Annotated in this window: 21 protein-coding genes and 1 rRNA gene; 3 read left to right on the forward strand and 19 right to left on the reverse strand. The window is 41.0% G+C overall.

Annotated elements, in window-relative coordinates; all coding sequences use genetic code 11:
- From BMW61_RS05810 to BMW61_RS05835, 5 genes are all read right to left on the reverse strand, one after another.
- Nucleotides 1-297, reverse strand: a 16S ribosomal RNA gene (locus BMW61_RS05810); the annotation flags it as partial.
- 346 nt (nt 298-643) lie between these two features.
- A complete protein-coding gene (pyk, locus tag BMW61_RS05820) occupies nt 644-1,654 on the reverse strand; it encodes a pyruvate kinase (RefSeq protein ID WP_091820302.1) in 1,011 nt (336 codons plus the stop codon).
- A 34-nt stretch (nt 1,655-1,688) separates the two neighbouring features.
- Complete coding sequence (locus BMW61_RS05825; protein WP_242876648.1) at nt 1,689-2,972, reverse strand: CapA family protein; 1,284 nt, start codon at nt 2,970-2,972, stop codon at nt 1,689-1,691.
- Nucleotides 2,973-2,979: 7 nt separating this feature from the next.
- A complete protein-coding gene (locus BMW61_RS05830) occupies nt 2,980-3,588 on the reverse strand; it encodes an MBL fold metallo-hydrolase (protein WP_091820303.1) in 609 nt (202 codons plus the stop codon).
- A gap of 29 nt (nt 3,589-3,617) precedes the next feature.
- The gene (locus BMW61_RS05835; protein ID WP_022763133.1) at nt 3,618-4,247 is read right to left on the reverse strand and encodes a lactate utilization protein; all 630 of its coding nucleotides are present in this window, start codon (nt 4,245-4,247) and stop codon (nt 3,618-3,620) included.
- A 146-nt stretch (nt 4,248-4,393) separates the two neighbouring features.
- Between BMW61_RS05835 and BMW61_RS05840 the strand changes: the two genes are divergently transcribed.
- A complete protein-coding gene (locus BMW61_RS05840; RefSeq protein WP_022763132.1) occupies nt 4,394-5,320 on the forward strand; it encodes an ArsR/SmtB family transcription factor in 927 nt (308 codons plus the stop codon).
- Between the two features lie 127 nt (nt 5,321-5,447).
- Here the strand turns inward: BMW61_RS05840 and BMW61_RS05845 are convergent, their stop codons facing one another.
- The 5 genes from BMW61_RS05845 to BMW61_RS05865 form a co-directional block, all read right to left on the reverse strand.
- Nucleotides 5,448-6,374: a carbohydrate ABC transporter permease gene (locus BMW61_RS05845; RefSeq protein WP_091820305.1), complete on the reverse strand. Its 927-nt coding sequence runs from the start codon at nt 6,372-6,374 to the stop codon at nt 5,448-5,450.
- Between the two features lie 13 nt (nt 6,375-6,387).
- Nucleotides 6,388-7,305, reverse strand: a complete 918-nt coding sequence (locus tag BMW61_RS05850) for a carbohydrate ABC transporter permease (RefSeq protein ID WP_022763130.1) — start codon at nt 7,303-7,305, stop codon at nt 6,388-6,390.
- A gap of 61 nt (nt 7,306-7,366) precedes the next feature.
- Nucleotides 7,367-8,896 (reverse strand): ABC transporter substrate-binding protein, encoded by a 1,530-nt coding sequence (locus BMW61_RS05855; RefSeq protein WP_091820306.1) that lies wholly within the window; start codon nt 8,894-8,896, stop codon nt 7,367-7,369.
- A gap of 268 nt (nt 8,897-9,164) precedes the next feature.
- The gene (locus BMW61_RS05860; RefSeq protein ID WP_091820308.1) at nt 9,165-10,805 is read right to left on the reverse strand and encodes a glycoside hydrolase family 43 protein; all 1,641 of its coding nucleotides are present in this window, start codon (nt 10,803-10,805) and stop codon (nt 9,165-9,167) included.
- Nucleotides 10,806-10,829: 24 nt separating this feature from the next.
- Nucleotides 10,830-11,786: a glycoside hydrolase family 43 protein gene (locus tag BMW61_RS05865; RefSeq protein ID WP_026499001.1), complete on the reverse strand. Its 957-nt coding sequence runs from the start codon at nt 11,784-11,786 to the stop codon at nt 10,830-10,832.
- Between the two features lie 292 nt (nt 11,787-12,078).
- Here BMW61_RS05865 and BMW61_RS05870 point away from each other — a divergent pair, with 292 nt between their 5' ends.
- Nucleotides 12,079-13,428, forward strand: a complete 1,350-nt coding sequence (locus BMW61_RS05870) for an MATE family efflux transporter (RefSeq protein WP_091820309.1) — start codon at nt 12,079-12,081, stop codon at nt 13,426-13,428.
- A gap of 6 nt (nt 13,429-13,434) precedes the next feature.
- Here BMW61_RS05870 and BMW61_RS05875 read toward each other — a convergent pair whose 3' ends face one another.
- The 8 genes from BMW61_RS05875 to BMW61_RS05910 all read right to left on the reverse strand — a co-directional run bounded on the left by BMW61_RS05875 (nt 13,435) and on the right by BMW61_RS05910 (nt 21,935).
- On the reverse strand, nt 13,435-14,955 hold the full coding sequence (locus BMW61_RS05875) for an alpha-N-arabinofuranosidase (RefSeq protein WP_175475107.1): 1,521 nt from the start codon (nt 14,953-14,955) through the stop codon (nt 13,435-13,437).
- Between the two features lie 27 nt (nt 14,956-14,982).
- Nucleotides 14,983-15,231, reverse strand: coding sequence for a DUF6171 family protein (locus tag BMW61_RS05880; protein ID WP_022763124.1), 249 nt, complete (start codon nt 15,229-15,231; stop codon nt 14,983-14,985).
- A gap of 188 nt (nt 15,232-15,419) precedes the next feature.
- Nucleotides 15,420-16,637 (reverse strand): iron-containing alcohol dehydrogenase, encoded by a 1,218-nt coding sequence (locus tag BMW61_RS05885; protein WP_091820312.1) that lies wholly within the window; start codon nt 16,635-16,637, stop codon nt 15,420-15,422.
- Nucleotides 16,638-16,775: 138 nt separating this feature from the next.
- Nucleotides 16,776-17,561, reverse strand: a complete 786-nt coding sequence (locus BMW61_RS05890; protein WP_022763122.1) for a response regulator — start codon at nt 17,559-17,561, stop codon at nt 16,776-16,778.
- Between the two features lie 10 nt (nt 17,562-17,571).
- Complete coding sequence (locus BMW61_RS05895; RefSeq protein ID WP_091820314.1) at nt 17,572-18,594, reverse strand: response regulator transcription factor; 1,023 nt, start codon at nt 18,592-18,594, stop codon at nt 17,572-17,574.
- A gap of 298 nt (nt 18,595-18,892) precedes the next feature.
- The gene (groL, locus tag BMW61_RS05900) at nt 18,893-20,515 is read right to left on the reverse strand and encodes a chaperonin GroEL (RefSeq protein ID WP_026499004.1); all 1,623 of its coding nucleotides are present in this window, start codon (nt 20,513-20,515) and stop codon (nt 18,893-18,895) included.
- 83 nt (nt 20,516-20,598) lie between these two features.
- Nucleotides 20,599-20,883: a co-chaperone GroES gene (locus BMW61_RS05905; RefSeq protein WP_022763119.1), complete on the reverse strand. Its 285-nt coding sequence runs from the start codon at nt 20,881-20,883 to the stop codon at nt 20,599-20,601.
- Nucleotides 20,884-21,038: 155 nt separating this feature from the next.
- A complete protein-coding gene (locus tag BMW61_RS05910) occupies nt 21,039-21,935 on the reverse strand; it encodes a metallophosphoesterase family protein (protein WP_175475108.1) in 897 nt (298 codons plus the stop codon).
- A 130-nt stretch (nt 21,936-22,065) separates the two neighbouring features.
- Here BMW61_RS05910 and BMW61_RS05915 point away from each other — a divergent pair, with 130 nt between their 5' ends.
- Nucleotides 22,066-22,365 carry a hypothetical protein gene (locus BMW61_RS05915; RefSeq protein ID WP_091820317.1) on the forward strand — a complete coding sequence of 100 codons (300 nt, stop codon included), beginning with the start codon at nt 22,066-22,068 and terminating at the stop codon, nt 22,363-22,365.
- A gap of 42 nt (nt 22,366-22,407) precedes the next feature.
- Here BMW61_RS05915 and BMW61_RS05920 read toward each other — a convergent pair whose 3' ends face one another.
- The gene (locus BMW61_RS05920; RefSeq protein WP_091820318.1) at nt 22,408-24,819 is read right to left on the reverse strand and encodes a glycoside hydrolase family 3 protein; all 2,412 of its coding nucleotides are present in this window, start codon (nt 24,817-24,819) and stop codon (nt 22,408-22,410) included.
- Nucleotides 24,820-24,846 lie beyond the last annotated feature (27 nt).

The following is a 24,846-nucleotide window of genomic DNA, read 5'->3' on the forward strand; positions in this document are numbered from 1 at the left end:
CGTCGCTTTGGTGGGCCGTTACCCCGCCAACTGGCTAATCTGACGCGGGCCCATCTCGTACCACCGGAGTTTTTCACACTGTATCATGCGATACCGTGCGCTTATGCGGTATTAACAGTCGTTTCCAACTGTTATCCCCCAGTACGAGGCAGGTTGCCCACGCGTTACTCACCCGTCCGCCACTAAGATTTAACAAGCTTTGACCGAAGTCTCTGCAGCGTCAAATCTCCGTTCGACTTGCATGTGTTAGGCACGCCGCCAGCGTTCATCCTGAGCCAGGATCGAACTCTCACGTTTAAATCTATTACCTAAACCCTTACGGGTCTCAGCAATCAAGTTCTCTCTGGCCAGAACATTGCTTGGCTTTGTTCTGTCCGTTTTTACCTAAGTTAGGTTGTTTTGTTCTCTGAATATTCTTTTTTTGGAATTTTCAGGGTTGCATTACTATTTTATTGTCAAAGTGCTGATAAATACTGGGCTCGCGGGCTTTTTGTTTACTGCCGTGCGCCGCAGCGATATTTAATATATCACTAAGGTTATATAGTGTCAACAATAAATTTGAATTTTTTTTCAAAAAATCAAAAAAAATTTTTGCGTTTCCCATATCCCCTGATATATACTGAGTTTTCACGTAATAACATCTCTATATTTTCTTGGATTTTTCATATTGCAATGCTGTTTTTGATAAAAATTCAATTACTTCCACCGGATATTCACCGATCGCAGTCTCTCCCGTAACCATTACAGAGGATGCTCCATCCGCAACAGCATTATAAATGTCGCTTACTTCTGCCCTGGTTGGAATGGGACTGTGTTCCATCGATGCCAGCATCTGGGTAACTACCATAAAACGTTTTGATCTGGTTCGGCATTCTTTTGATATACGCTTCTGTACATACGGCAGCTCCCAAAGAGGCATCGCATTTCCAAGGTCGCCTCTGGCAATTACTATCTCATCGCATTCATCCATTATATCCGGAAGCATTCCAACGCCATCCATGTTTTCGATTTTGGCGTATATCTCTATTTTATCTCCACCTGCATCATCCAATGTTTTTCTAAGTATTTGAAGATCCTGCCTGTTCCTGACAAAAGGCTGCATGACACCGGTCACCCCGAGCTTAACTGCGTCACTGATATTGCTAATATCATCAGATGTAAGTGTTGGCATCAGAATTGTTTTTCCTTTAATCAGAATACTTTTCCTACTATTAAGTATTCCGCCTCTGATTATTTTGAGTATTGCCTCATTGTTGCTCCTATGTTCTACTCCGGCAAGTATCTTCCCGTCATCAAGAAGTATCTCATCTCCTTCTTCCATCTCTTCAAATATTCTTTTATCGAGAGGGATAACATCAGAGATTACTCCATGATAGCCTTCACACCTAACCGGTATTTCATCTCCGGAACATAAATTTATTTCTTTTTGAAGATTGCCGATTCTAAGCTCAGGCCCTTGCAGATCGATAAGGATTTTGGGATCTATACATACAGATTCGGCAGCCCTTTTTACAAAATTAAGCAGTTCCTCATTATCTCTTAGCATAACGTGTGACAAATTAATTCTTACCCCTGTCATGCCTGCCATAAACATAGCTTTTAGCGTTGCTTCATCATTACAGCTTGGTCCTAGTGTTCCAAAAATATCCACCATAAATTTAATCTCATTCTCCAATCCGACTATACTATCAGTCCCATTTATCTCCCCATACCTCATTGCACAGCTCTATGCACTTTTCTTTTGAAAAGGAACTGTCCTGTGCAATTATTGCATTTACTGCTGCAAGCTCCTCGGGATAATCTCGCAGCGGAAAAACCCTGATTCCGCCTTTTTCATCTGACACATGACAGACAAGGGCCTTTACTCCATAATCAGATATGGAAGTAACACCATCACTGTCCTTTGTTATGGTAACACCTGCCATTCCGCCAACCATTCTGTTGGTGGTCCCTTCACCTGTTCCGGAAGTCCAGTTTACAAAATTGCCTAAAGAATAGTAGACAAGCATTTTGTCGTCAATAAACTCAATAGGCTCTATAACATGCGGATGCGTTCCAATGACAAGATCTGCTCCATGCTCCTCAAATATTCCTGTCCATTTTTGCTGTGACGAGTCCGGGGTAAGACGATACTCCGTACCCCAATGCGGAAATACAACAGTAAAATCGGCATTTTGCTCCGCATATTCCAGATCTTTTATGACTTTATCTTCCTCCAGAAGGTCAACTGCATACGGCATGTCAGCAGGCTGCGAGATGCCATTTGTTCCGTATGTATAATTAAGAAGCGCGATTTTGATTCCGTTTCTTTCTATAATATCTACACGTTCTTTATCTTCCGCTGCCTCGTTTATACCTATGACTGTTATGTCCGGATAGTTTTCGTTCCAAAAGTTGCAGGTATTTAAAAGACCGCTTTTTCCTTTATCAAGTACATGATTTGTTGCATGGCATATGACATCAAAGCCGGAGTTTACAAGGGCATCTCCTATAGCATAAGGAGCGTTGAAAGCAGGATATCCGCTTATGCCCAGTTCTTCACCGCCTATGATAACTTCCTCGTTAACAACCGCAATATCATAAGATGAGATATCATCCTTCATCTCTGAAAATATGGGTGCAAAATCGTAAGTTCCGTTATCGTCGCGTGATCTCTCCTCTATAGGTGTGTGCAGCAAAATATCTCCAACCATGCAAAGTGTCAGGGTATTTTCCGCAGGTTGAGCCTCTGATTGATCGGATTGATCCGGTTTGTCCGGTTGATCTGTCTCTTCTGCCTCTACTGTTTCTATCTCTACTTCTTCCTGCTCAGATTGTCTGGTTTGCCCGTCACTATTCTCTGATGGTTTTTCTGTATTTTCCAGATTTTCCTGATTCACAGATTCAGGCTGCTTTTGAGTCACCGTATGTTCTTTACTGCAACCACAAACAAATAGTAAGATGACAAGCATCTTAGTCAAAGGTCTTTTCATAATATTATTACTCATATTTCCTTAGTAGTTCATTGCTGATAAATGGTTGACTCTTTTGCCTTAGAGCAAAAATTTCTTTGAGATTTCCAAGTACATAGTCTCGGTCGTGAATCGTGTTATCATGACTAAGGACTGCCTTGCTGAAAGTTATACTCTCAAGAAGTGCTATTTCATCATGCAATAGCGATACGTTGTATCCCTTTGTGCTGCTGTAAAAGGAATCACCCAGAAAAAGATACTCATCATTAACAACCACGCAGAGAGAATCTTTTGCATGACTGTTTTTTATAGGTAGAATTCTTATGTTAATTCCGTCGTTTATTTTTATTTCTGTTTCAACTATCGTTCCTTTTCCTATAGTTTTCCGGGTGTGTTTTCCAACATAAAGATTATCGTCGGAAATATTGATTCGATTCATGTTTTCGCAGTGATCCTGATGAAAATGAGTGATGATAATTTTCTTTTTATCGATGCTGTTTATATACTCAAATGCTGCATCATTGCTGCCTGCATCTATAATATATGTATATTCGTTTCCTTCTATAAAATATATATCTGCAGACAGCGGTTTTTCAGATGATTCCAGGAATTTAATTTTTTCATCTATTCGTGTCATGTTATGAGCCTCTATTCAAATCCGGCAAATTAAAATCCCAGAATATCGTTTACAAGAATTACATGTATTCTGCCTTCATGTCTTGAAAATCTAGTAATCAAAAACTGACAGCAAATTGTATCCGGAGATTTACAATCCATGCATGCACCGGTTTTTGCACATGGTGTGGAGAGTCCAAAACGCTGAGCATTAATCGGAGCTGCCACATTTCGTGCTCTCTTCATAGCGCCGTCAAGATCGTCACAGATTTTATTCATTCCTACTATAAAGAGAACCTTTTTAGGCCCCTGGGCTATAGCGGATACTCTGTTAGAATTTCCATCAATGTTCACTATTATGCCATCTTCTGTCATTGCATTTGCGCTTGAAAGAAATACATCCGCATCATAAGCCGCAAGCATTGCAGCTCTTTTATCCGTAGCAGCATCTCTGTCGATAAAGTTGTAGTTTCCGTTTTTCACAGCATCTACAAGTCCTATCTCGTGAGCCGACATCGCTCCGCCCATGGTAACCGTGCTGCCTTCCTCAATGATTTCAAGAGCCTTCTTTACAGCTTCTTCTCTTGTAGCTGCGTAGTAACCGCTCATATTTCTTGATTCAAGACCTTTTATTACCTTCTGAGCCAGCAGTTCGTTTCTCTTTGTAATATTCTCGTTCATGTGATCTCCTCCTGTTTTCTTTTAATTTTAACTGTTTCCATTATGAAAACAAAGCCAAACATCGATTTTTATTTTATTGAAAGCTAGCTGCTTTCTGTGATATTATATTTTTGTTAAATATTTTACTTTTATTTAAAGGAGTAGTCATGCTTCATATTAAATCTTTATCAGAAGGGCTCGACCTCTTCAAGGCTCTGGGATCTGATGTCAGAATCGAAATCATCAAAATTCTATTGGAAGAAAACGGAATGAACATGAATGAGCTCGCAAGCAGGCTTAATATTACCAATGGTGCGCTCACAAGCCATATAAGAAAGCTTGAAGAATGCGGTATGATTACTGTCAGCAACGAGACAAACGGACATGGTAATCAGAAAATCTGCTCTGTTCATGTAGACAAAATTCTTATAGATATTCAGGACGAAGAAAAGAACGAAAATATATATACTGCAGACATCAAGGTTGGACAATTCGCTGATTACGAAGTTTTTCCTACCTGCGGTCTTGCATCCTCAACCAATATTATCGGTGAGGTGGATGACACCAGATACTTCTCTCATCCCGATCGCTACAATGCAGATATTCTCTGGTTCACAAAGGGACATGTGGAATATGTAGTTCCAAACTTTATTCCTTTCAATCAGAAAATAGATGAGATATGTATCTCTGCAGAGCTTTCAAGTGAAGCTCCCGGCGTTAATAATGTGTGGCCTTCAGACATTCATTTTTATCTCAATAATGAGTTTCTTGGAAAATGGATTTCACCCGGAGATTTCGGTGATGTGAAGGGTATCTTTACTCCGGACTGGTGGTTCCCCAATTGGAATCAGTATGGATTACTTAAAATGCTGGTGATAAATCATCGTGGTACTTTTATTGATGGCTTACAGATTTCAGACATCAACATTGATCACTTCAATCTGACAAGCAAAAGTTCAATCAAGTTTAAAATGGCTGTTCCCGAAGACACTGAGCATGTGGGCGGTCTGACAATATTTGGTAAGACTTTCGGAAACTACAGTCAGGATATAAATGTAAAGATTGCTTACAGTCCTATTTCTACTGAGGCATAAAAAAAAGAGCTTCCCCTCATCCGGCACTTCGTGCCACCTTCCCCCCAAAGGGGAAGGCTTTAATCGATGTGCCACCTTCCCCCAAGGGGAAGGCTTTAATTGGGGAAGCTTTTTATTAATCAAAATTTTATTTAATACCACTTATAGCAATAGATTCAATGATAACTCTCTGGAATAAGAAGAATAATACCAGTGTAGGAAGCATTGCTATTACCGAAGCCGCCATAATAAGCGCATAATCACTCTGGATTGCATAGTACGAATTAAAGGATCTGATAACCACCTGCAATGTCCAGTGTTTCTCACTTCTAAGGAAAATCGTAGGTGCAAGATAATCATTCCATATTCCCATAAACCAAAGCATAAGCTGTGTTCCAAGAGCACCCTTCATAAGAGGCAGGAATATTTTGTAGTATATCTCAAAGTAGTTACAGCCATCGATTTTTGCTGCATCCATAAGCTCTGTCGGTATGCTGTACAAATTCTGTCTTAGGAAGAATATCATACTGACATTGCCAAAGCATCCAGGGATGATAAGCGGAGCCAGTGAATTAGTCCATCCAAGCTTTGTAAACAATACATACTGCGGAATCATAACAACCGCAAAAGGAATCATTATTGTTGCAAGAAGCGCAAGGAATAGTGCATTTTTCCCGCGAAAGTTCATCTTTGCAAATGCAAATGCCGCAAGCGATGATGTAAATCCACCGATTAACAAAACCGGGATCTCAACCGTAACAGTATTGATAATTCCCGAGATAAACTGTCCTTTGCTGAGAACCTGACTATATTTTCCTATAAGAATAGGATTCGGAAATAGTGTCAATGATCCTGATAATATTTGATTTTTTGTCATAAATGATGTTGCTACCATATAAATAAGCGGAAACACCATTGTAATTGCAAACAGAAAAAGAACTATGAAGATCACCACGTTCATGACCTTCTCTTTCGAAGATGTGACGCGATCACTCTGGTAATCTTTTGCGTTTGCTTTTGATCTTCTTGATGAGTCTGAATTCGCATTTGATTTTGCTTTCAGTGCAAGTTCCATCTGTCACACCTCCTTAATCTATAGTTTTTACCCATTTATCCTGTCCCCAAAAATTGATGGCAGTGATAATGAATATGATAATCGCAAGAATTACTGCTACTGCACTACCGTAGCCGAGCTGACCGTTGGTAAACGCCTTTTCATACAGGTAGAACACTACTGTTGCTGCACTGTAGTTCGGTCCACCTGAAGGTGTCATAACCTGCACTTCTACAAATACCTGGAATCCTCCAATAAGTGAAGTAATAAGTACGTAGAATGTAACAGGTGAAAGCAGCGGCAGTGTGATGCTCTTAAACTTCTGCCAGCTGTTAGCGCCATCGATCATTGCTGCTTCATAATAATCTCTCGGAATGTTCTGAAGTCCTGCAAGATACAGGATAATTGTGCCTCCAAGTCCCTTCCATACCATGAAGATGATGAGGGATATTTTTACCATCAGCTCATCTCCGAGCCAGTTAGGACCATGAAGACCGGTGAGTGCCTTATAGATTCCGTTTAAAAGACCATAGTCATAGTTGAAAACCCAAGCCCAGAGAATTGACACAGCAACCAGTGAAGAAACAACCGGTACATAGTACATTGTAGTGAGAAATCTCTTTCCGGGAATCTTTCTGTTCAATCCCATAGCTACAAGAATTCCAAGAATCATCCCAATCGGGATCCCAATCATATAAATGATAGTGGTTCCCATAGCTTTCCAGAATTTTGCGTCATTTAAGATTTTGATGTAATTTCTAAGGCCTACAATATTACCCCATAGTGAGTTAATGCCTGTCCATTTGCTTGTACTGGCAATCAGGGCAAACACAATTGGATATGCCATAAAAAGCATGAACCCCACGAACGGAGCCGCAATAAAGAGCCACGCCCAGCGTTCTTCTCTCTTTGCCATCGCAGACATCTGAACTTTTACTTTTTTTGATGCCATAAAAAAATACTCCTTAAAAATCCAGCCCCTTCATTTGTGAAGGGGCTAGAATGATAACCCATTAGTTTGTCGCAGAATTCTGAAGCTCGATTGCTTCGTCAAGAGCTTCCTGCATTTCAGGCTCAACCTGCTGTAAATAATCCTCTACACTGATATCGCCATTCTTGATATTGAATACACCTGACCAGAAAGGAGTGAACCACTCAGCATTGTATGTGTAATCTGTTTCCTGAAGTGCTGCTGCATAGTGATCATTACCATCAAAATATCCGAAGATTACATCTACATTTGAAGCATAAGGAACTTTGCCGCTGTTTACAGCATCCTTGAACTCACCATAAGCAAGCTCTGTGATATTAGGAAGCTGGATAGACTCACCAGTTGTGATACCTGATACAGCCTTCTGACCTTCTTCGTCTGTTGAAAGCTTAGCTGCGAGCTGTGCTGCAAGATCAGGATTCTCAGATGTTGCAGATACACAGTAACCAACTGATCCCATCCATGTGTGTGATCTTCCGTCACCTGAAGGTCCTACAGGCCATCCGCAAAGGTTCCACTTGTAAGGGAATGTAGCGTCATCCATGAATGCTGCAACGTCCCATGTTCCACATGCATAGAATGCAACCTGTCCATCAAGCCATCTCTGGTATCCACCAAGAGCTGTATCCTGCTCAACTGAAGGTGTAAGACCGTTCTTTGTAAGGTCTGTATAGAATGTAAGCGCTTCCTTAAGAGGCTCATTGTTTGCAACGTTAACCTTAGTCATGTCATCGTTAAGGAACTTAACTCCGTTTGAATAAAGGAAAGGAGTCATACCAAACTGATCAGCGTTAGCTACACCCCACTGGTCAATCTCTCCATCACCATCCTTATCAATTGTGAGCTTCTCACAAACTTCTATGAATTCATCGTATGTATAAGGCTTTTCCGGATCAGGATACTCAAGACCTGCTGCATCGAAAAGATCCTGGTTGTAAGCAAATGCGAAGCAGGAAAGATCCTTGGGAAGTGCGTAAAGTGAACCGCTTCCAACATTCTTACCATCATAACGGTAAATCTCCTGTGTTGTTCCCCATACGCTTCCGATTATGTCAGCATCAACATAATCGTCAAGAGGAAGAACATATCCATTATCTACATAAGAACGAACTGCTGAAGGTCCTACATAGAATACATCAGGCATATCATTAGCTGTCATGTTAGCAATCATCTTCTGATTGTATTCATCCTGAGTTGTTACTTCAAAAACAACTTCCTTGATCTCGTCCTTGTGCTCATCTACGAACTGCTTTACAAGCTCTTCGTAAATCTTCTTCTCATGCTCCTGCATGTAAAGAAATACATGGAGTGTCTTATCTCCGTTACCTGTAAGTGAGTCAGTTGAAGAACCGTCTGTACTCTCAGCCTCTGCTGCATCAGCAGTTTCTGTTGCATCTCCTGCGTCTGCAGTTTCTGCTCCACTACCTTCCTCTGTCTTAGCTTCTGTGCTCTCAGCCTCTCCAGCTTCCTCAACTGTTGTTGTAGCACAGCCTGTCAGAGCACTAAGCCCCATTACACTTGCCATTGCAATACCTAAAAACTTCCTTCTCATGTTAAATCCTCCTAAAAATCCTCAGTTAGTGATTAACTTATATAGTAATCTTAAACAAACAAATTTAGAACGTCAACAATTATTTTAGATTTTTGTAAAACATTTTACATTTTTGTTGTTTTTAACAAATTTGTAAAATAGTTTTTGTATATTCAAACAAACTTATCAATAATTGCTGAATTCTCTTTACAATATTGCTATTATGTGTTCACTGCCATAATCCATGGCCACAACACTATAGTATAGCCTTCTTATAATTTACCAATGCCTATTGCAGATACTTAACAGCCCATATTGTCTTGTTATCATTACCCTTTGCAGAGATACATAAAGTGCTGTTTCCGGCTTCATCTGTCATGGTAAAAGCGCAGCCTTCATACTCCACTCCGTCAATTGTAATAGTCACGTAAGGCTCGCCACTATTTATAGCATAAGTTCCACCGGTCATTTCGCCGCCTTCATCAGGTGTAATACTGCCATTTTCAAAGGTGCATTTTACGGGCTTATTTACAAACTCATTAACATCAAGACCATGATTCAACAGATAAAATGTACCATTTAACATGTCAGGGGTTACATCCGTTTTTTCACTTATTGAAGACATTCCTTCATCGCCTGTGTACTCAAAGGGCGCTGCCGTAAACCAGCCGTCCTTTGTCATGAAAAGCTTATGTACTCTGGGTTCATGGAATTCCTGTCCATCATCAAAGCGCTGGTGATAAACTATGTAGTATTCGCCATTTTCATCCTGAAAAACAGACTGTCCACCGGGAGCCATGTATGTCACCGACAAACTGGGAAGACTGTAATTCCCCATCATTTTAAGGCCATAGCTCATGTAGTTTTCTTCATCTCCCAGCCTGTTACCGGCTGCATCAACGTATGGTCCTGTGGAATTTTCGCTTCTAAACTGCCTTATCTGATATCCACCATTTGAAGTAAGTCCTCCATAGGATACGAAAAGGTAATAGTATCCGGTTTCCTTGGAATATGTAATATAAGGACCTTCAATAGCGTGGTGTCCACCACCTACAAGTTTGTAGCCATAGTAAGGATCAGGCGCATCCTCTCCGCCCTTTGCTGCTTCTTCAATAGGATGAATAGGCCTCCCCGTTTCAGGATCAAGCTCCAAAAGGAAGATTCCACCTGACCAGGAGCCGTATACCATCCACATGCGGTCATCTTCATCTGTGAAAACTGCAGGGTCTATACAGTTGGGCCATTTGTTATTATCATATCCTCCAAGCTTTAAATATTCTGAAAGATCAGCGTCTTCTCCAAGGACGTCATAAATATCTGTCTCAGCAGCATGGGAGCTAGTAAAACCGGAATACAGGATTGTGTCTGTATATGTATATTTCCCTCCGGGTTCATCCGATACTGCCATGCAGAGATTTGACTTAATATAGGAAGAAGTAGTGCAGAAATACATCACATACTTTCCCATTGTTTCATTGTAGAAGGTGTTGGCTGCCCATACGGAATAGCCACCTTCCTCATTTTTCCCGACATATTTAAATGCATCGAGATCTCCTGAAAAGAGATTATCAAAAACATTGTTACCGTTGCCTATGTAGCTCCACGACTTAAGGTCATCCGATTTTGCAAGAACCTGATGGCTTCCTGTCATGTAGTAAGTACCATCCGCCAGGATTACCTGAGGGTCATGGCAACAAACGGCATTTTTATAAACTCCTGTCTTTATGCTGGTTTCAGCTTTATCTGTCATACCATCATTCTCCACCTTGGCTTCAGGATTGCTGCTATCTGATGAATTGCTGTTATCTGCCGATTCTACCGTTTCCACCTTGTCCGATTCTCCAGTTCCTTTGGAGCAACTTGCAGAAACCGCGAAAGCTGCTGTCGCAAGAGCAATTGCCGCATAGTTTATATATTTAGTTGAATGCATTTTGTGCTCCTCTTATTTATATCCTCATCTGCATGAAAAGATGGGATATCCCTTTTCGTCATATCTGATTTTCATTAACATAGTATGGCGATTAGGATTATACAGAGGATCTCCCTCTATCTCAGTTTCAGTTCGTGCATGATATACCATTACATCCTCGCCATCATCATTTACAGTAAATGAATTATGACCGGGGCCATAAACCACAGCTTCTGCATCACTCTTAAGCACAGGATATCTCTCCTTAGTCCATGACTTAGGATCAAGAAGATCTGCGTCTTCATCGGCTGTTAACATGCCGACGCAATATGCAACACCGGTCTCACTGGCTGAATAGGTCATGAATATTTTCCCGTTTCTCTTTAAAATGCCGGGGCCTTCGTTGACCCAAAAGCCAACTCTCTCCCAGTCATAATCGGGAGTTGTAAGAAGAACCTGAACTGTCTTAAGCTCATAAGGGCTCTTCATTTCTGCGATATACAGGTTTGAAATCTGTTTGCCGACGCCAACCTTCTCAGCCCATATGTAATACCACTTGCCTCTATGCTCAAAAACAGTAGCATCAAGCGAAAAGGCTCTGAAGGAGAATTCATCATCCTCTGCGCACTTCATCTTACCTTTTTCCACCCAGGGACCGGCAATGGGATCATCGCTCTGACATTCAAGCACGTAAGGTCTTATCTTCCAGATATCCTGGGTCTCACCGCCCGCAAAGTATATGTACCATCTGCCCATAACCTTATGAAGTTCGGGTGCCCAGATGTGCTTACTCATTATTCCACTGTCATGCTTTTTCCAGATTGTGTGTTCCTCTGCATCAGCAATGCCAGCAAGTGTCTCTGATCTTCTAAGCACTATTTTGTCATATTCAGGTACAGACGCCGTAAAATAGTAAAAGCCGTCATCTGCCTTAACAACATATGGATCAGCTCTCTGCAAAATCCATGGCTCATTATATTTAAGCTCTTTTTCCTTGCTCATAATACCTTTCCCACAAAACATAAATAATTTTTGTTTCAAAATGTTCAGCTAATAAGTTAATCACATTTTTAAAATTCATAAGTTAATTTATAAAGTTAATCACTATTATCACTTTCATTATTTGCTGAACTATTTTATATTATTCTAAATTATATTATTATTATCTAAACATTTCAACTATTTTATAAAAATGTACTTGAAAACAAATTTGCATTGGAATAAAATCATCTGACTGTATAAATTTTGCAAAACTTAATTATTTATTACTAGACATATTTTGAGGAGATAAGAAATGAATGGAAAAATGACTGAAGGGAAGCCCCTTCCGATACTTTTAAAGTTTGTAATACCGATACTTTTAGGATTTATTTTCCAGCAGTTCTACAACATGGTAGATACCGTAATCGTCGGACGTTTTGTAGGTCCCGAGGCTCTTGCGGCCGTTGGGTCCACAGGAACTATAATGTTTATGATAATGGGACTTGCCAATGGTATGACAACAGGTTACACAGTTCTCATAAGCCACCAGTTTGGAGCGGGAAGTAAGGAAGGTACAAGGCAGGCTTTTGTAAACGCGATCATTCTTGGTGTTATCAGCACTTTAGTGGTGACGGTAATTGCCATAATCAGCATGCCAAGCCTTCTTCATATAATGAATACTCCGGATGACATCTACAATTATGCCTATGCCTATATCATTACCATATGCGCCGGAAGCTTTGCTCTTATCGGATATAATCTTTTTGCTGCTTCTCTAAGGGCAATCGGAAACAGTAAGACGCCACTGTATTTCCTGATTTTTTCAGCTGCACTTAATATCGTTCTGGACCTTTTATTCATCATTGTATTTGGACTGGGAACCTTCGGTGCTGCCCTTGCTACAGATATATCACAGGGTGCGTCAGCCATTCTGTGTATTATTTACATTTATAAAAAGGTGGATATTTTAAGACCTGTAAAAGGAAGTTGGAAGCTGGATAAGGGCTTTGCCATGAAACAGCTAAACATCGGTATCCCTATGGCTCTTCAGTTTGGAATCACAGCTTCCGGAACAATGGTCATGCAGGCATCAATCAACATCTATCAGTCAGTTGCGATAGGCGGTTTTACAGCTGCAGGAAAAGTAGTAAATCTTATGACTGCCGGAATGCCTTCCATAGGACAGACTACTGCTGCTTTCGTCGGTCAGAACTTCGGTTATGGTGATCTTGACAGAGTACATCAGGGAACGAAGGATGCCATGAAGATCTCTGTAATTTATTCTGTAATAACCGGTATCCTCAGCGTAGTTATGATGCCCTACATTGTAAGTATGTTTTTCGACAAGGGCGTAAACCTGGCTGACTATCTTCCTTATAGCAAGATTTATATTACAGAGGCAGCTCTTTTCTATATCCCGCTTGCCATGATCTTCATTTACAGAAATGCAATGCAAGCCTGCGGATACGGAAAAACAGCCCTGATGCTCGGTATTATGGAGCTTGTATCAAGGCTGCTTACCGCTTTTGTCTCCATGAGAGTTCACAGCTATGCTATCGCTGTTGCAGGTGATGCACTCTCATGGTTTACGACAGGTGTATTTTCTTACATTCTGTATATGCTTGTAATGAAGCAATTAAGAACAAGATTAAATAAGATCTGATATAGTTTATTTTTTCAAACGGAACATGAGAACTGAGCAGGCAGGAATCTTTACTGTTACTCCGTTCTCTTTTTCGTTGTAATCAGTAAACTTATCTTCTGTTACAACATCGGGGTTCTCAAAGGTGTTGTGATCTGCCATTTTACCTGTTACCACTGAAGCCTCTGCAACTTTATATGAATCGGAATCACTTGTGAAAGCAATTTCAACATCCTCAGCTGCTTCAAGGGAATTGTTGGTCAGTGTCACTGTCACTACTCCGTTTTCATCCTCGGAAACTGATTCAAACAGCTTGGGAAGTTCATTCTTGCCTGAACCAACCTTACTATTGTTGATAAGTTCACTATCAAGAAGGTTCGCTCCCTGATGATATCTGAACATCTTAAATACGTGATAGGTAGGAGTTTTTATCATCTTCTCATTTTCAGTAAGAATAACTGACTGAAGAACATTAACCATCTGTGCAATGCATGCCATCCTTACCCTATCTGAATGCTTGTTGAATATATTCAGGTTCATTCCTGCTACAAGTGCATCACGCATAGTATTCTGCTGATAAAGGAATCCGGGATTAGTGCCTGGTTCAACATCAGTCCATATTCCCCACTCATCAACCATAAGACCGATCTTCTTATCCGGATCATACTGATCCATGATCGCTCCATGCTTTCTGATAAGTTCATCCATGAAGAGACTTCTCTTAAGTGTCTGATAGAATACTTCCTCTGTGAACTTTGTAGCTGATCCCTTTACATTCCAGTCATCCTCTGTTTCAGGAAGAGTATAGTAATGTAATGAAAGTCCATCCATAAAGCCATGGAACTGCGGGGGTGTATGATCAAAGCAGGTTTCAAGTACATTTTTTGTCCAGTTATAATCATCAACATTAGGTCCACAGCAAATCTTTGAAATTGGCTTAGAACCGTTGTAGTTTCTTACATATGTCTGATATCTTCTATATTCATCGGCATAGTATGTAGGTCTCATGTTGCCCCCACATCCCCAGTTTTCATTACCAACTCCAAGATAGTCTACCGTCCAGGGCTCCTCATGACCATTCTCTTTTCTGAGATCAGCCATAGGTGATACGCCGTTAAAGGTCATATATTCAACCCATTCACTCATCTCTCTTACTGTACCTGATCCCATATTGGCATTAACATAAGTCTTACAGCCAAGCTGCTTTGTAAGCTCAAAGAATTCATGTGTTCCAAAACTGTTGTCCTCAACTACACCGCCCCAATGTGTGTTGATCATCTTCTTTCTCTTTTCTTTGGGGCCAATGCCATCCATCCAATGATACTCATCCGCAAAGCATCCGCCGGGCCAGCGAAGTACCGGTATCTTCATTTCCTTAAGTGCCTTAACCACATCACTTCTCATACCATTCACATTAGGAATGTCAGAATTATCCCCGACATAAAGGCCTTCATAGATACACCTTCCGAGATGTTCTGAAAAATGTCCGTAGATTTCAGGTGCAATCTTTGATTTTTTACTCTCGTTGTTGATTAAAAGTTTAGCCAATTTCTCTTCCTCCTCTAAATAATGGATTTACCATTTTTTCTTAGGGCAATGTGTACCAATGCCCAGTGCTCTTAACTCCACATAACATCCGCAAACAAGACAGGTCCCTATTGATAGCTTGTCGCACTGTGTACATATACCTAACCTGTTCTCATATACTGTATCCGTAACCCTGCTATCAGGAGTTATGGCATCGCGATATTTTTTTATCATTTTCTTCTCTTCGCCTTCAATATCCCGTAGAAGACAATGCTTACAAGCTCTGGTGTTTTCCATATTTTCCCCATTTATTTTAGACGCATATAAATTATTTTACATTTTATCATAATGCATTTGTTTTGCAAACACTTATTAGCACTTTCAGGGTAGGAATTATGCTTTTCTCAAAGAGCAAAAAATACCCTCCTTACCGTTTTGTCCGGTAAAGAGGGTACATATCACTCATGAAGCGTTTTTGATAAAGATTAGAAATCTACTTCTGTGTCATAGTAGCAACACTTAAGAAGTTTCTCCATCTCTTCCTGACTGGGCTGACGAGGGTTGGAACCTGTGCAGGCATCAAGAATTGCGTTAGCAGCAATGTCATGGAGTCTCTCAAGGAATACATTCTCCGGAACAAATCCCTGTTCAGCCGGAAGTCCGTCGGGACCATAATGGTTTATGCTGTGAGGGATGTTAAGAGAATCATTCATCTTGCGAAGATAATCAATGAGGAGTTCAACCTTCTCATCGTCATCCTTGCCGCCGAGGTGCATGTAATCAGCGATAACGCCATAACGCTTTTTAGCAGTCGGATCCTTGGCATTGAATGCAACAACCTTGGGAAGGTACATAGCATTAGCTGCGCCGTGGATGATGTGAGCTCCGAGGTCTGCAAAAGCAGCACCTGTCTTGTGAGCCATTGAGTGAACGATTCCAAGAAGCGCATTGGAGAATGCCATACCTGCAAGGCACTGAGCATTGTGCATAGCATCTCTTGCATCCATGTCTTCATTATAGGACTTAACAAGATTCTTCTGGATCATCTCTATAGCGTGAATTGCAAGCGGATCTGTGTAATCACAATTTGCTGTGGAAACATAAGCCTCAACAGCATGTGTCATAGCATCCATACCGGTGTGAGCAACAAGCTTTTTAGGCATTGTATGAGCAAGTTCGGGATCAACGATAGCTACATCGGGAGTAATCTCAAAATCAGCGATCGGGAACTTAATGCCCTTCTGATAATCAGTGATGATGGAAAATGCAGTAACCTCGGTAGCTGTGCCGGATGTTGATGAAATAGCACAGAATTTAGCCTTTGTGCGAAGCTTAGGAAGGCCAAAAACCTTACACATATCTTCAAAAGTGGTATCCGGATACTCATACTTAATCCACATAGCCTTTGCAGCATCTATAGGTGAACCACCACCGATAGCAACGATCCAGTCAGGCTGGAACTTCTGCATTGCTTCAGCACCCTTCATAACCGTCTCAACTGACGGATCAGGTTCGATACCCTCAAAAAGCTCTGTCTCCATTCCGGCTTCCTTCAGGTACTCTTCTACCTTCTGAAGAAATCCGCCCCTTTTCATAGAACCGCCACCTGTACAAATGATGGCTCTTTTGCCCTCAAAAGTCTTCAACGCTTCAAGTGCGCCTTTCCCATGATAGATATCTCTGGGCAGTGTAAAACGTGACATACAAATACCTCCTTAAAATAATTATTTTGTTAAATAAATAACATAACCCACAAAATAATTATAAGGAGGTAATTTAAATAAATCAAATCTTGACTTTTATATGAAAGTTGTTTTTTTATTTCATGCCCTCATCCGGCACTAGCGTGCAATTGCTTTCTGAATAGCAAAGTACTGATCAAGTTTATCTCGGAGGGCATCTCTTCCGATGCTCTTAAGAATATAATCCACCGGTTTCAGCCTCATAGCTGTCATGACACTCTCTCGGCTCTTTTGCCCTGTCAGGAACATTACCGGAAGTTCATCTGTTTCCGTATCACTTTTAAGCATTTCAAAAATTTGCGGCCCTGTAGTTATGGGCATCTGATAATCAAGCAACACAAGATCTGCTTTGTTAACCGTAAGCCAACGGATTGCCTTTATACCTGTATTAGCCATAACCACTTGATAGGAATCCTTAAGCCAGTCACGAATCATCTGCATATAGGCCACATCATCATCCACTATAAGCACGACTTTTCGTGTCTGCTGCAACATTCTCTGACTAAATACATCCGACACTGTATCCAGGAACGCCTTCATATCCAAGGGACGTTCAAACCAAGCTGTGATGCACCTTCCCGGTATGGTTTTAATAGCTTCATTGTACTCTTCATGCTTACCAATCAAAATAAGACTTTTTTCCTTCTCCATGCAAAGGTCTTTTAAATATACCAGGAATGAAGCACTATCAGAAACAGTCTCATCCATATAATAAACTATGAGCTCGCAGCTCTCAGTATTGCTTTGTAGCTTTTTCATATCAATCGGTATGTATTTGCTAACACATCCTATTTCAGCAAGCTTCATTTCCATTCCGTGCACCGAAAATGTTTCCTGCGAGCTTAAAATAACCACGTTTTCCTTACCCATTTTTTCCTTACCCATTTGAACCCCCTCAGATGGCATTGGTAATATTACGAATTTCATCCCACTCAAGACTATTCAGATAGATTTTTATCGAAGATATTTTCTTATAGTCTTCAGGCTTTAAAGCACGTTTCATAAGAGAATCCACTATTGACTGAACTATATCAAAGTCTTCTTCTATAGCAAACTCTCTTATTGCCATAAGTGCATCCTGGACCTCCTCATCAGATATTTCTTCCTTCTCCTCCTCTTTTGTCCGATCCAAAAGTGCTTTCTCATGCCTTCTGCATTCTTCAATAAAAGCGATATGATTATTCTTTATAAACTCAATGTTATTTTCATTCGCTGCGTTTTCCATCTCTAAGGCCTTAGCTGATAAAGTCATACATCCTATTATTCTGGATGTACTTTTAAGCCCGTGGGCTTTAATCGTATAATTCTCTATGTCACCTTCTGCAAAACACTTTTCAAGTATTTCAATATTATTCGAAATATGTCTTATAAAAATATCGATTGATGAAAGATATGCCTCGGCAGAAGCACAGTTTTTTATCCCCTCCCGGGCATCGATCAGCGGTTCTTCAATTATCCATTCGGGAAGTTTTTCAAGTTCCCGGTCTATAAATTCATTGTCCTTTGGATCTGTTTTTGAAATATCTGCATTATCATTATCTGAGACTGTTTTACCGGCTGCATTGTCAAAAACTCTGTTTACTCTTGAAAGAAGTTCATCGGCCCTGACCGGTTTTTTAATATAATCGGCCGCGCCCATTTCAAGTCCTTTATTCTCGCTCTCTTTACTGTCATCGGAAGTAAGAAAAATAAATGGAACATTCACTCCTGCCTTGGACTTTATCAGTCTCTGCAATTCATAGCCTGACATAGAAGGCATCTTAATATCCGAGATAACCATATCCGGAAGGCTTCTTACGAACAGTTCAACAGCAGCTTCTCCGGAATCAACCAGGATAGTCTCATAATCATTCTTAAGTGCACGATCCGCTATCTTCAGCATCATAAGTTCATCATCAACTATCAGTATCTTCTTCACTTCGAACCTCCAAGTTTGCTCTCACCAAGACACCATCGTCTAACTGAGCTTACAGGAAAATCATTTTTCCGCGGATGTCCCCACTGTGTACATAGAATCCCTACATTATAAATATTTTAGCTTTATATGAACAAAAAAACTATTAACTGCATATTAAATATGTACCAATATAATGAATTTGCTGTAAATCAAAAAGGAAGACAATCTATTTCGAATAAATCGATAGACTGTCTTCCTATTTTTTTAGATAATGCGATCTATATCTAATTTATCATTATGGTTGATTCATCCTTATGGATTACATCATTCCCATTCCTGCACCGCCTGCAGGCATCGGAGGTACGGGCTCCTTGATTGTAGCAACAGCTGCCTCAGTTGTAAGGAAGCTTGATGCAACAGATGTAGCATTCTGAAGGGCACTTCTTGTAACCTTTGCAGGGTCAATGATACCATCCTTGATCATATCAACGTACTCCTCTGAGTATGCGTTAAATCCAATTCCCTTCTTGGACTCCTTAACCTTGTTAACAATTACAGATCCGTCAAGACCGGCATTGTTTGCAATATGGTAAAGAGGAGCTTCGAGTGCCTTAAGAACTACCTTAGCACCTGTCTTCTCATCACCCTCAAGTGAAGCTGCTACCTTCTCAACATCCTTGCAAGCATGAATGTATGCACTACCACCACCAAAGATGATACCTTCCTCAACAGCTGCTCTTGTAGCATTGAGAGCATCCTCCATACGATACTTAGCTTCCTTCATCTCTGTCTCTGTAGCAGCACCTACTCTGATAACTGCAACACCGCCGGCGAGCTTAGCAAGTCTCTCCTGAAGTTTCTCCCTATCAAAATCAGAAGTTGTGTCATCAATCTGCTTCTTGATCTGAGCAACTCTTGCCTGAATGTCGCCCTTATTGCCAAGGCCATCAACGATTGTTGTCTTCTCCTTCTCAACCTTGATGCTCTTAGCACGACCAAGATCATCCATTGTAGTATCCTTAAGCTCAAGACCAAGGTCAGAGCTGATAACCTTACCACCTGTAAGAATAGCGATATCCTCAAGCATAGCCTTTCTTCTGTCACCATAGCCGGGAGCCTTAACAGCAACTACATTGAAGGTTCCGCGGAGCTTGTTAACGATAAGAGTTGTAAGAGCCTCACCGTCAACGTCCTCAGCGATGATAAGAAGCTTAGAACCTGTCTTAACAATCTGCTCAAGAAGAGGAAGAATATCCTGGATATTGGAAATCTTCTTATCTGTGATGAGTATGAAAGGATCATCAAGGTTAGCTTCCATCTTGTCCATATCTGTAGCCATGTAAGCTGAGATATAACCACGATCAAACTGCATACCTTCTACAAGATCAAGCTCTGTGAGCATTGTCTTGGATTCCTCAATTGTGATAACGCCATCATTGGAAACCTTCTCCATAGCGTCAGCGATCATCTGACCAACTTCATCATCACCTGATGAAACAGCGGCAACTCTCATGATCTGATCCTTGCCCTTAACCTTTGTAGCCATCTTGCTGATAGAAGCTACTGCTGCATCTGTAGCCTTCTTCATGCCCTTTCTAAGAACAATAGGGTTAGCTCCTGCTGCAAGGTTCTTAACACCTTCATTGATCATAGCCTGTGCAAGTACTGTAGCTGTTGTTGTACCGTCACCTGCTACATCGTTAGTCTTTGTAGCAACTTCCTTAACAAGCTGAGCGCCCATGTTCTCATAAGCATCCTCAAGCTCGATCTCTTTTGCGATTGTAACACCGTCGTTTGTGATTGTGGGTGCACCATAGCTCTTATCAAGAACTACATTTCTTCCCTTAGGTCCGATTGTTACTCTTACTGTATCTGCAAGCTTATTAACGCCTTCTACCATAGCTGTGCGGGCGTCAGCACCGTACTTAATTGTCTTTGCCATTTTTATATGCCTCCGTATATTGTTTTTCCCCTCATCCGCCCTTCGGGCACCTTCTCCCCAAGGAGAAGGCATAGATGAGATAATTACTTAATGATAGCGAGTATATCGTTCTGCTTAACAATGATGTAGGTAACGTCGTCGAGCTTAACCTCTGTTCCTGCATACTTGGAATAGATAACGTTGTCACCCTTCTTTACCTGCATCTTCACTTCCTTACCATCAACGACTCCGCCGGGGCCTACAGCGATAACCTCTGCCTGCTGCGGCTTCTCCTTCTCTGCACCGGGAAGTACGATTCCTGACTTAGTTGTCTCCTCAGCTTCAAGCGCCTTAAGTACGACTCTGTCTGCAAGTGGTTCTAACTTCATTTTTTTGCCTCCTTATATCTTCAACATATTATTGACTTTTTATTGTTAGCACTCATATGATACGAGTGCTAATCACCAAGAAATATATTACCACACACGATAAAAAATGCAATACCCACATGTGAATATTTGCAGAAATGCAAAGAAATAGTGTTTTAATTATTATGCTTTGGGCGCGGGATATCCTTGCCCGACAAATCCACATAGTTTTCCTTAAGAGCCTCTGCCCAGTACTGCTCAGGTATTGCCGGCCATCTTACCATTCCCCTGTCCTCCTCACAAAGCTTCATCGCCTGTAGAAGAATGGATTCGCTTAGATCCACACCGGTTCTGATTGTATGCATAGTTATTGCCGCCCATGCAGGTGCATATTCCATAAGACCGCTTGACTGAAATTCCTTAAGGATTTCATGCCTGTCATATTTTACCTGTACCATTTCTTCCTCCCAACCGGTCTTACCGCTGTGGATAATGGCGAACTCAGCATAGCAGTTCTTATTTCTGGGAAGTCCCATAGCTCCGGGATTCACCGCTCTTTTTTCTCTGTATAAAAAGCACTCCTGTACATGAGTATGTGCATGCAGGAGCATGTTTGTTTTTATTTTATTAAGTGTGCGCTTGGTGTTTCTCTTATCCCCGAATAGAAGTTCCGACGCATTTGACGGTGATCCGTGACAATATTCAAAGCCTGCCGAACCTTTCGGATTCCATATTCCGTAAATCGGAAGTTCCTCAAACAGATTAAAATCCTTCTCTGTCAATTGCTCATATGTATAAAGAAGAGCGCCGCTTCCTGAGCCTTTCATCCAACCGTTCTCACCGGATTTTCTGTAATTCAGCATGCTTTCCTCGCGATTTCCGCGAACAGTATAGCACGTGAAATACTGTCTGAGCACATATATGAGATCCATTGTCTTTCTTACGCCCGGGCAATCCGAAATATAATCTCCAAGTAAAATGTAATTAGTTATCCCCTTCCCCATGCAATAATCTATACAGGCCTGAAGGGCTGAGTGATTTCCATGAATATCACCGAATACTGCAATATCCAATAGTTTCTCCAATCTATTCTCAAGTTTTTTATATTTTTATAATAAGTAGTTAATAGTCAAAAAATAACCTCTGTGCGAAAATATATTCATAAGTTGGTTCAATAATCGCATCTTCGAATGGAGGTTAATTATGGCAGACAATCGTGAAGATTTAATCCGTTCTCTGGCAGGTGTCATGGGCATGAGTGGAGAAGCAAAGAAGAAAGATTCTCACTTTGACCCCTCAACCGGTACACTTTATTGCGGGAGTAAAGTCTTTTCGCAAAGTGATATTGCCGAGGCAAAGAAATTCTGTGAAACCAACATGAAAAAGATGGCTGATATAGGCGACAATGCCGCAATGTATTATGAAATTGCTGCATCTGCCGTTGAACTTCTTGAGCAGGACAGTGTTAAAAACGGCGGAAAAGTTGTTGTGAAGGAGACGTGAGGAATTGTTCACCTTCCCCCAATAGGGGGAAGGCATTTTTATTTAATCAATTCTCAGTATTAATGTAAGGATATTCTTAGCTGCCTTGTTTAGTTCATCTCGTGTGATGGCGCCTTTTTCAAGAGCAGCTATTATTCTGTCGGGATATCCGCATCCCATCTTCATATCATTTCCGGCCTTACATTCTTTATAATTCTCGCCATGGGTCCACCAGTCGGTAGTAACCATGCCATCAAAGCCCCATTCTCCGCGAAGAATTCCGTTTATCATATCCTCGTTTTCCGAAGCTCGTCTTCCATTTATGATATTGTAGGATGTCATTATACTCCAGGGATGAGCCTCTTTTACCACAATTTCAAAACCCTTTAAGTAAATCTCACGGATTGCCCTCTCAGATGCTCTTGAATCACTGTCCTTTCTATTGGTCTCTTTATTATTCAGAGCAAAATGCTTTATTGTTGCAGCAATATGGTTACTCTGAATTCCACGTACCATTCCGGCAGCCATCTTTCCGGTTAGGAGTGGATCTTCTGAATAATACTCAAAGTTTCTGCCACAAAGAGGCGATCTGTGAATATTCATTGCAGGTGTCAGCCATACTCCGATGTTATTCTCCTTAACCTCTTCTCCTCCGGCAATTCCAACCATAGTTGCCACTTCCGGATCCCAGGTACATGCAAGCAGTGTTGCACATGGGAAAGCTGTTGTCTTAACACCAACATGAGGCTGAATTCTTAGGCCGGCAGGTCCATCAGCTGTCATAACATTAGGAATACCAAATTCATTATTATTTCCGTATCCAAAGGTATTGGCCACACCAGTATTTGGCTGTCCTCCTACAAGCCATGCCAGATCTTCATCCGATAATCCTTCTATGAATTTATCAATAGAAATTTTCCCTGTGAAAACATCAATAAGCTGAGGCTTGTCTGCAGGCTTATAACGATTCACAGACTTTTCAGGTCGAATTGCAGGTGACATACCTTCCAATTCATCTTCGGAAAGAGGTGTAAGCTCATTCTCATTATATTTAGAAGCATCTCCCTGCTCTAACATTTCATATGTACCGTCCGCAAGAAGTCTCTTCTTTAAAGCAACAGGAGCCATCTTCTGGGTGAGCTGGCACACAATCTTATTATCATCAAGGACATATTCCTGCTCAGCAGATCTTGCATTTCTTACATCTGTCCCTACAAAAAATTTATATCTTCCCTTTTCAAGGACGTAAGCAGACTTCTGAATCTTTCCAAGGTCATCATAGGATGCAAAAACATCAACAGGAAATTCAACTACTACCCTCTGTGTCTGTCCGGGCTCAAGTAAAGCAGTCTTTTTAAAACCTACAAGTGTTTTCTCAGGTTTTCCGAGCTTGCCCTGCGGCGACGAAACATAGATCTGAACCACTTCTTTTCCTGCATATTGACCATTGTTTGTCACATTTGCCTTCACAGTGATTATGCCGTCGTCTTCTCTTATTTTGACGCGGCTTACGCTAAAGTCTGTGTATGAAAGACCATATCCGAAGGGATATATTACCTTATCGGATGCATCCTTGATTGTCTCAAAATATCTATAGCCTACATAGATATCCTCTTCGTATTCAACATAATCATCAGAATCATGGAAATGTTCTGTTCCCGGATAATCAGAGAGGTTCCTCGCAAAGGTATCCGCCAGTTTACCACTGGGATTCCCAAGTCCACATAAAAGCTCAGCTGTAGCAAGGCCGCCTTCCATGCCGCCCTGCCATGCGATAAGAGCAGCGTCTATGTCCTTGCTGTCTTTAATCCATGAAACATCAAACATGCCGCCGATATTCAATACTATAACAGTTTTCTCGAAAGCCTTACTTACAGAATTGATTAACTCCTCTTCAGCCTTTGAAAGATAAAAGTCACCTCTTTCAAAAATGCCATTGGTCATATCTATAAGGGGCTGATCCACTCCCTTAAAAGTGCGATCGATTACCTTATCACTCTTTCTGTCCCAACCTTCACCCGAATATCTGCTGATTGAAATAATTGCAGTATCAGTAAACGCTTTTGCCTTAGTCAGAATATCCTCAGGAAGCGCGGGCTCTGCTATAAGTCCCGGCATCTTGCCTTCCTTATATAATCCTTTTACATAATCCTCATAGAAATCAATAGAATCTTCAAAAAGAGAAACCCTTGCTCCAAGTTTCTTAAATCCCTCAGCGAGGTTTGTAACGTAGGGAACGGTAACATCACCTGATCCGCCGCCTCCCTTTACATAATCTATCGTTGCTTTTCCAAAAAGAGCGACCTTTTGTCCTCTTGCAAGAGGCAGGATGCTCTTTTCATTTTTTAAAAGAACCATACCTTCTTTTGCAGCATTCTTAGAAATCTCTATATGCTCAGCAGAAGCAGTAACCTTATTTCCATCCTCTCCTAAAGGAAGATTTGGATGATACATTATTCTGGACCATTTTCCCATTGCATAACCTCCATAAGCTTTTCATAA

The sequence above is a fragment of the Butyrivibrio sp. ob235 genome (genome assembly GCF_900109475.1).
Lineage (GTDB): Bacteria > Bacillota > Clostridia > Lachnospirales > Lachnospiraceae > Butyrivibrio.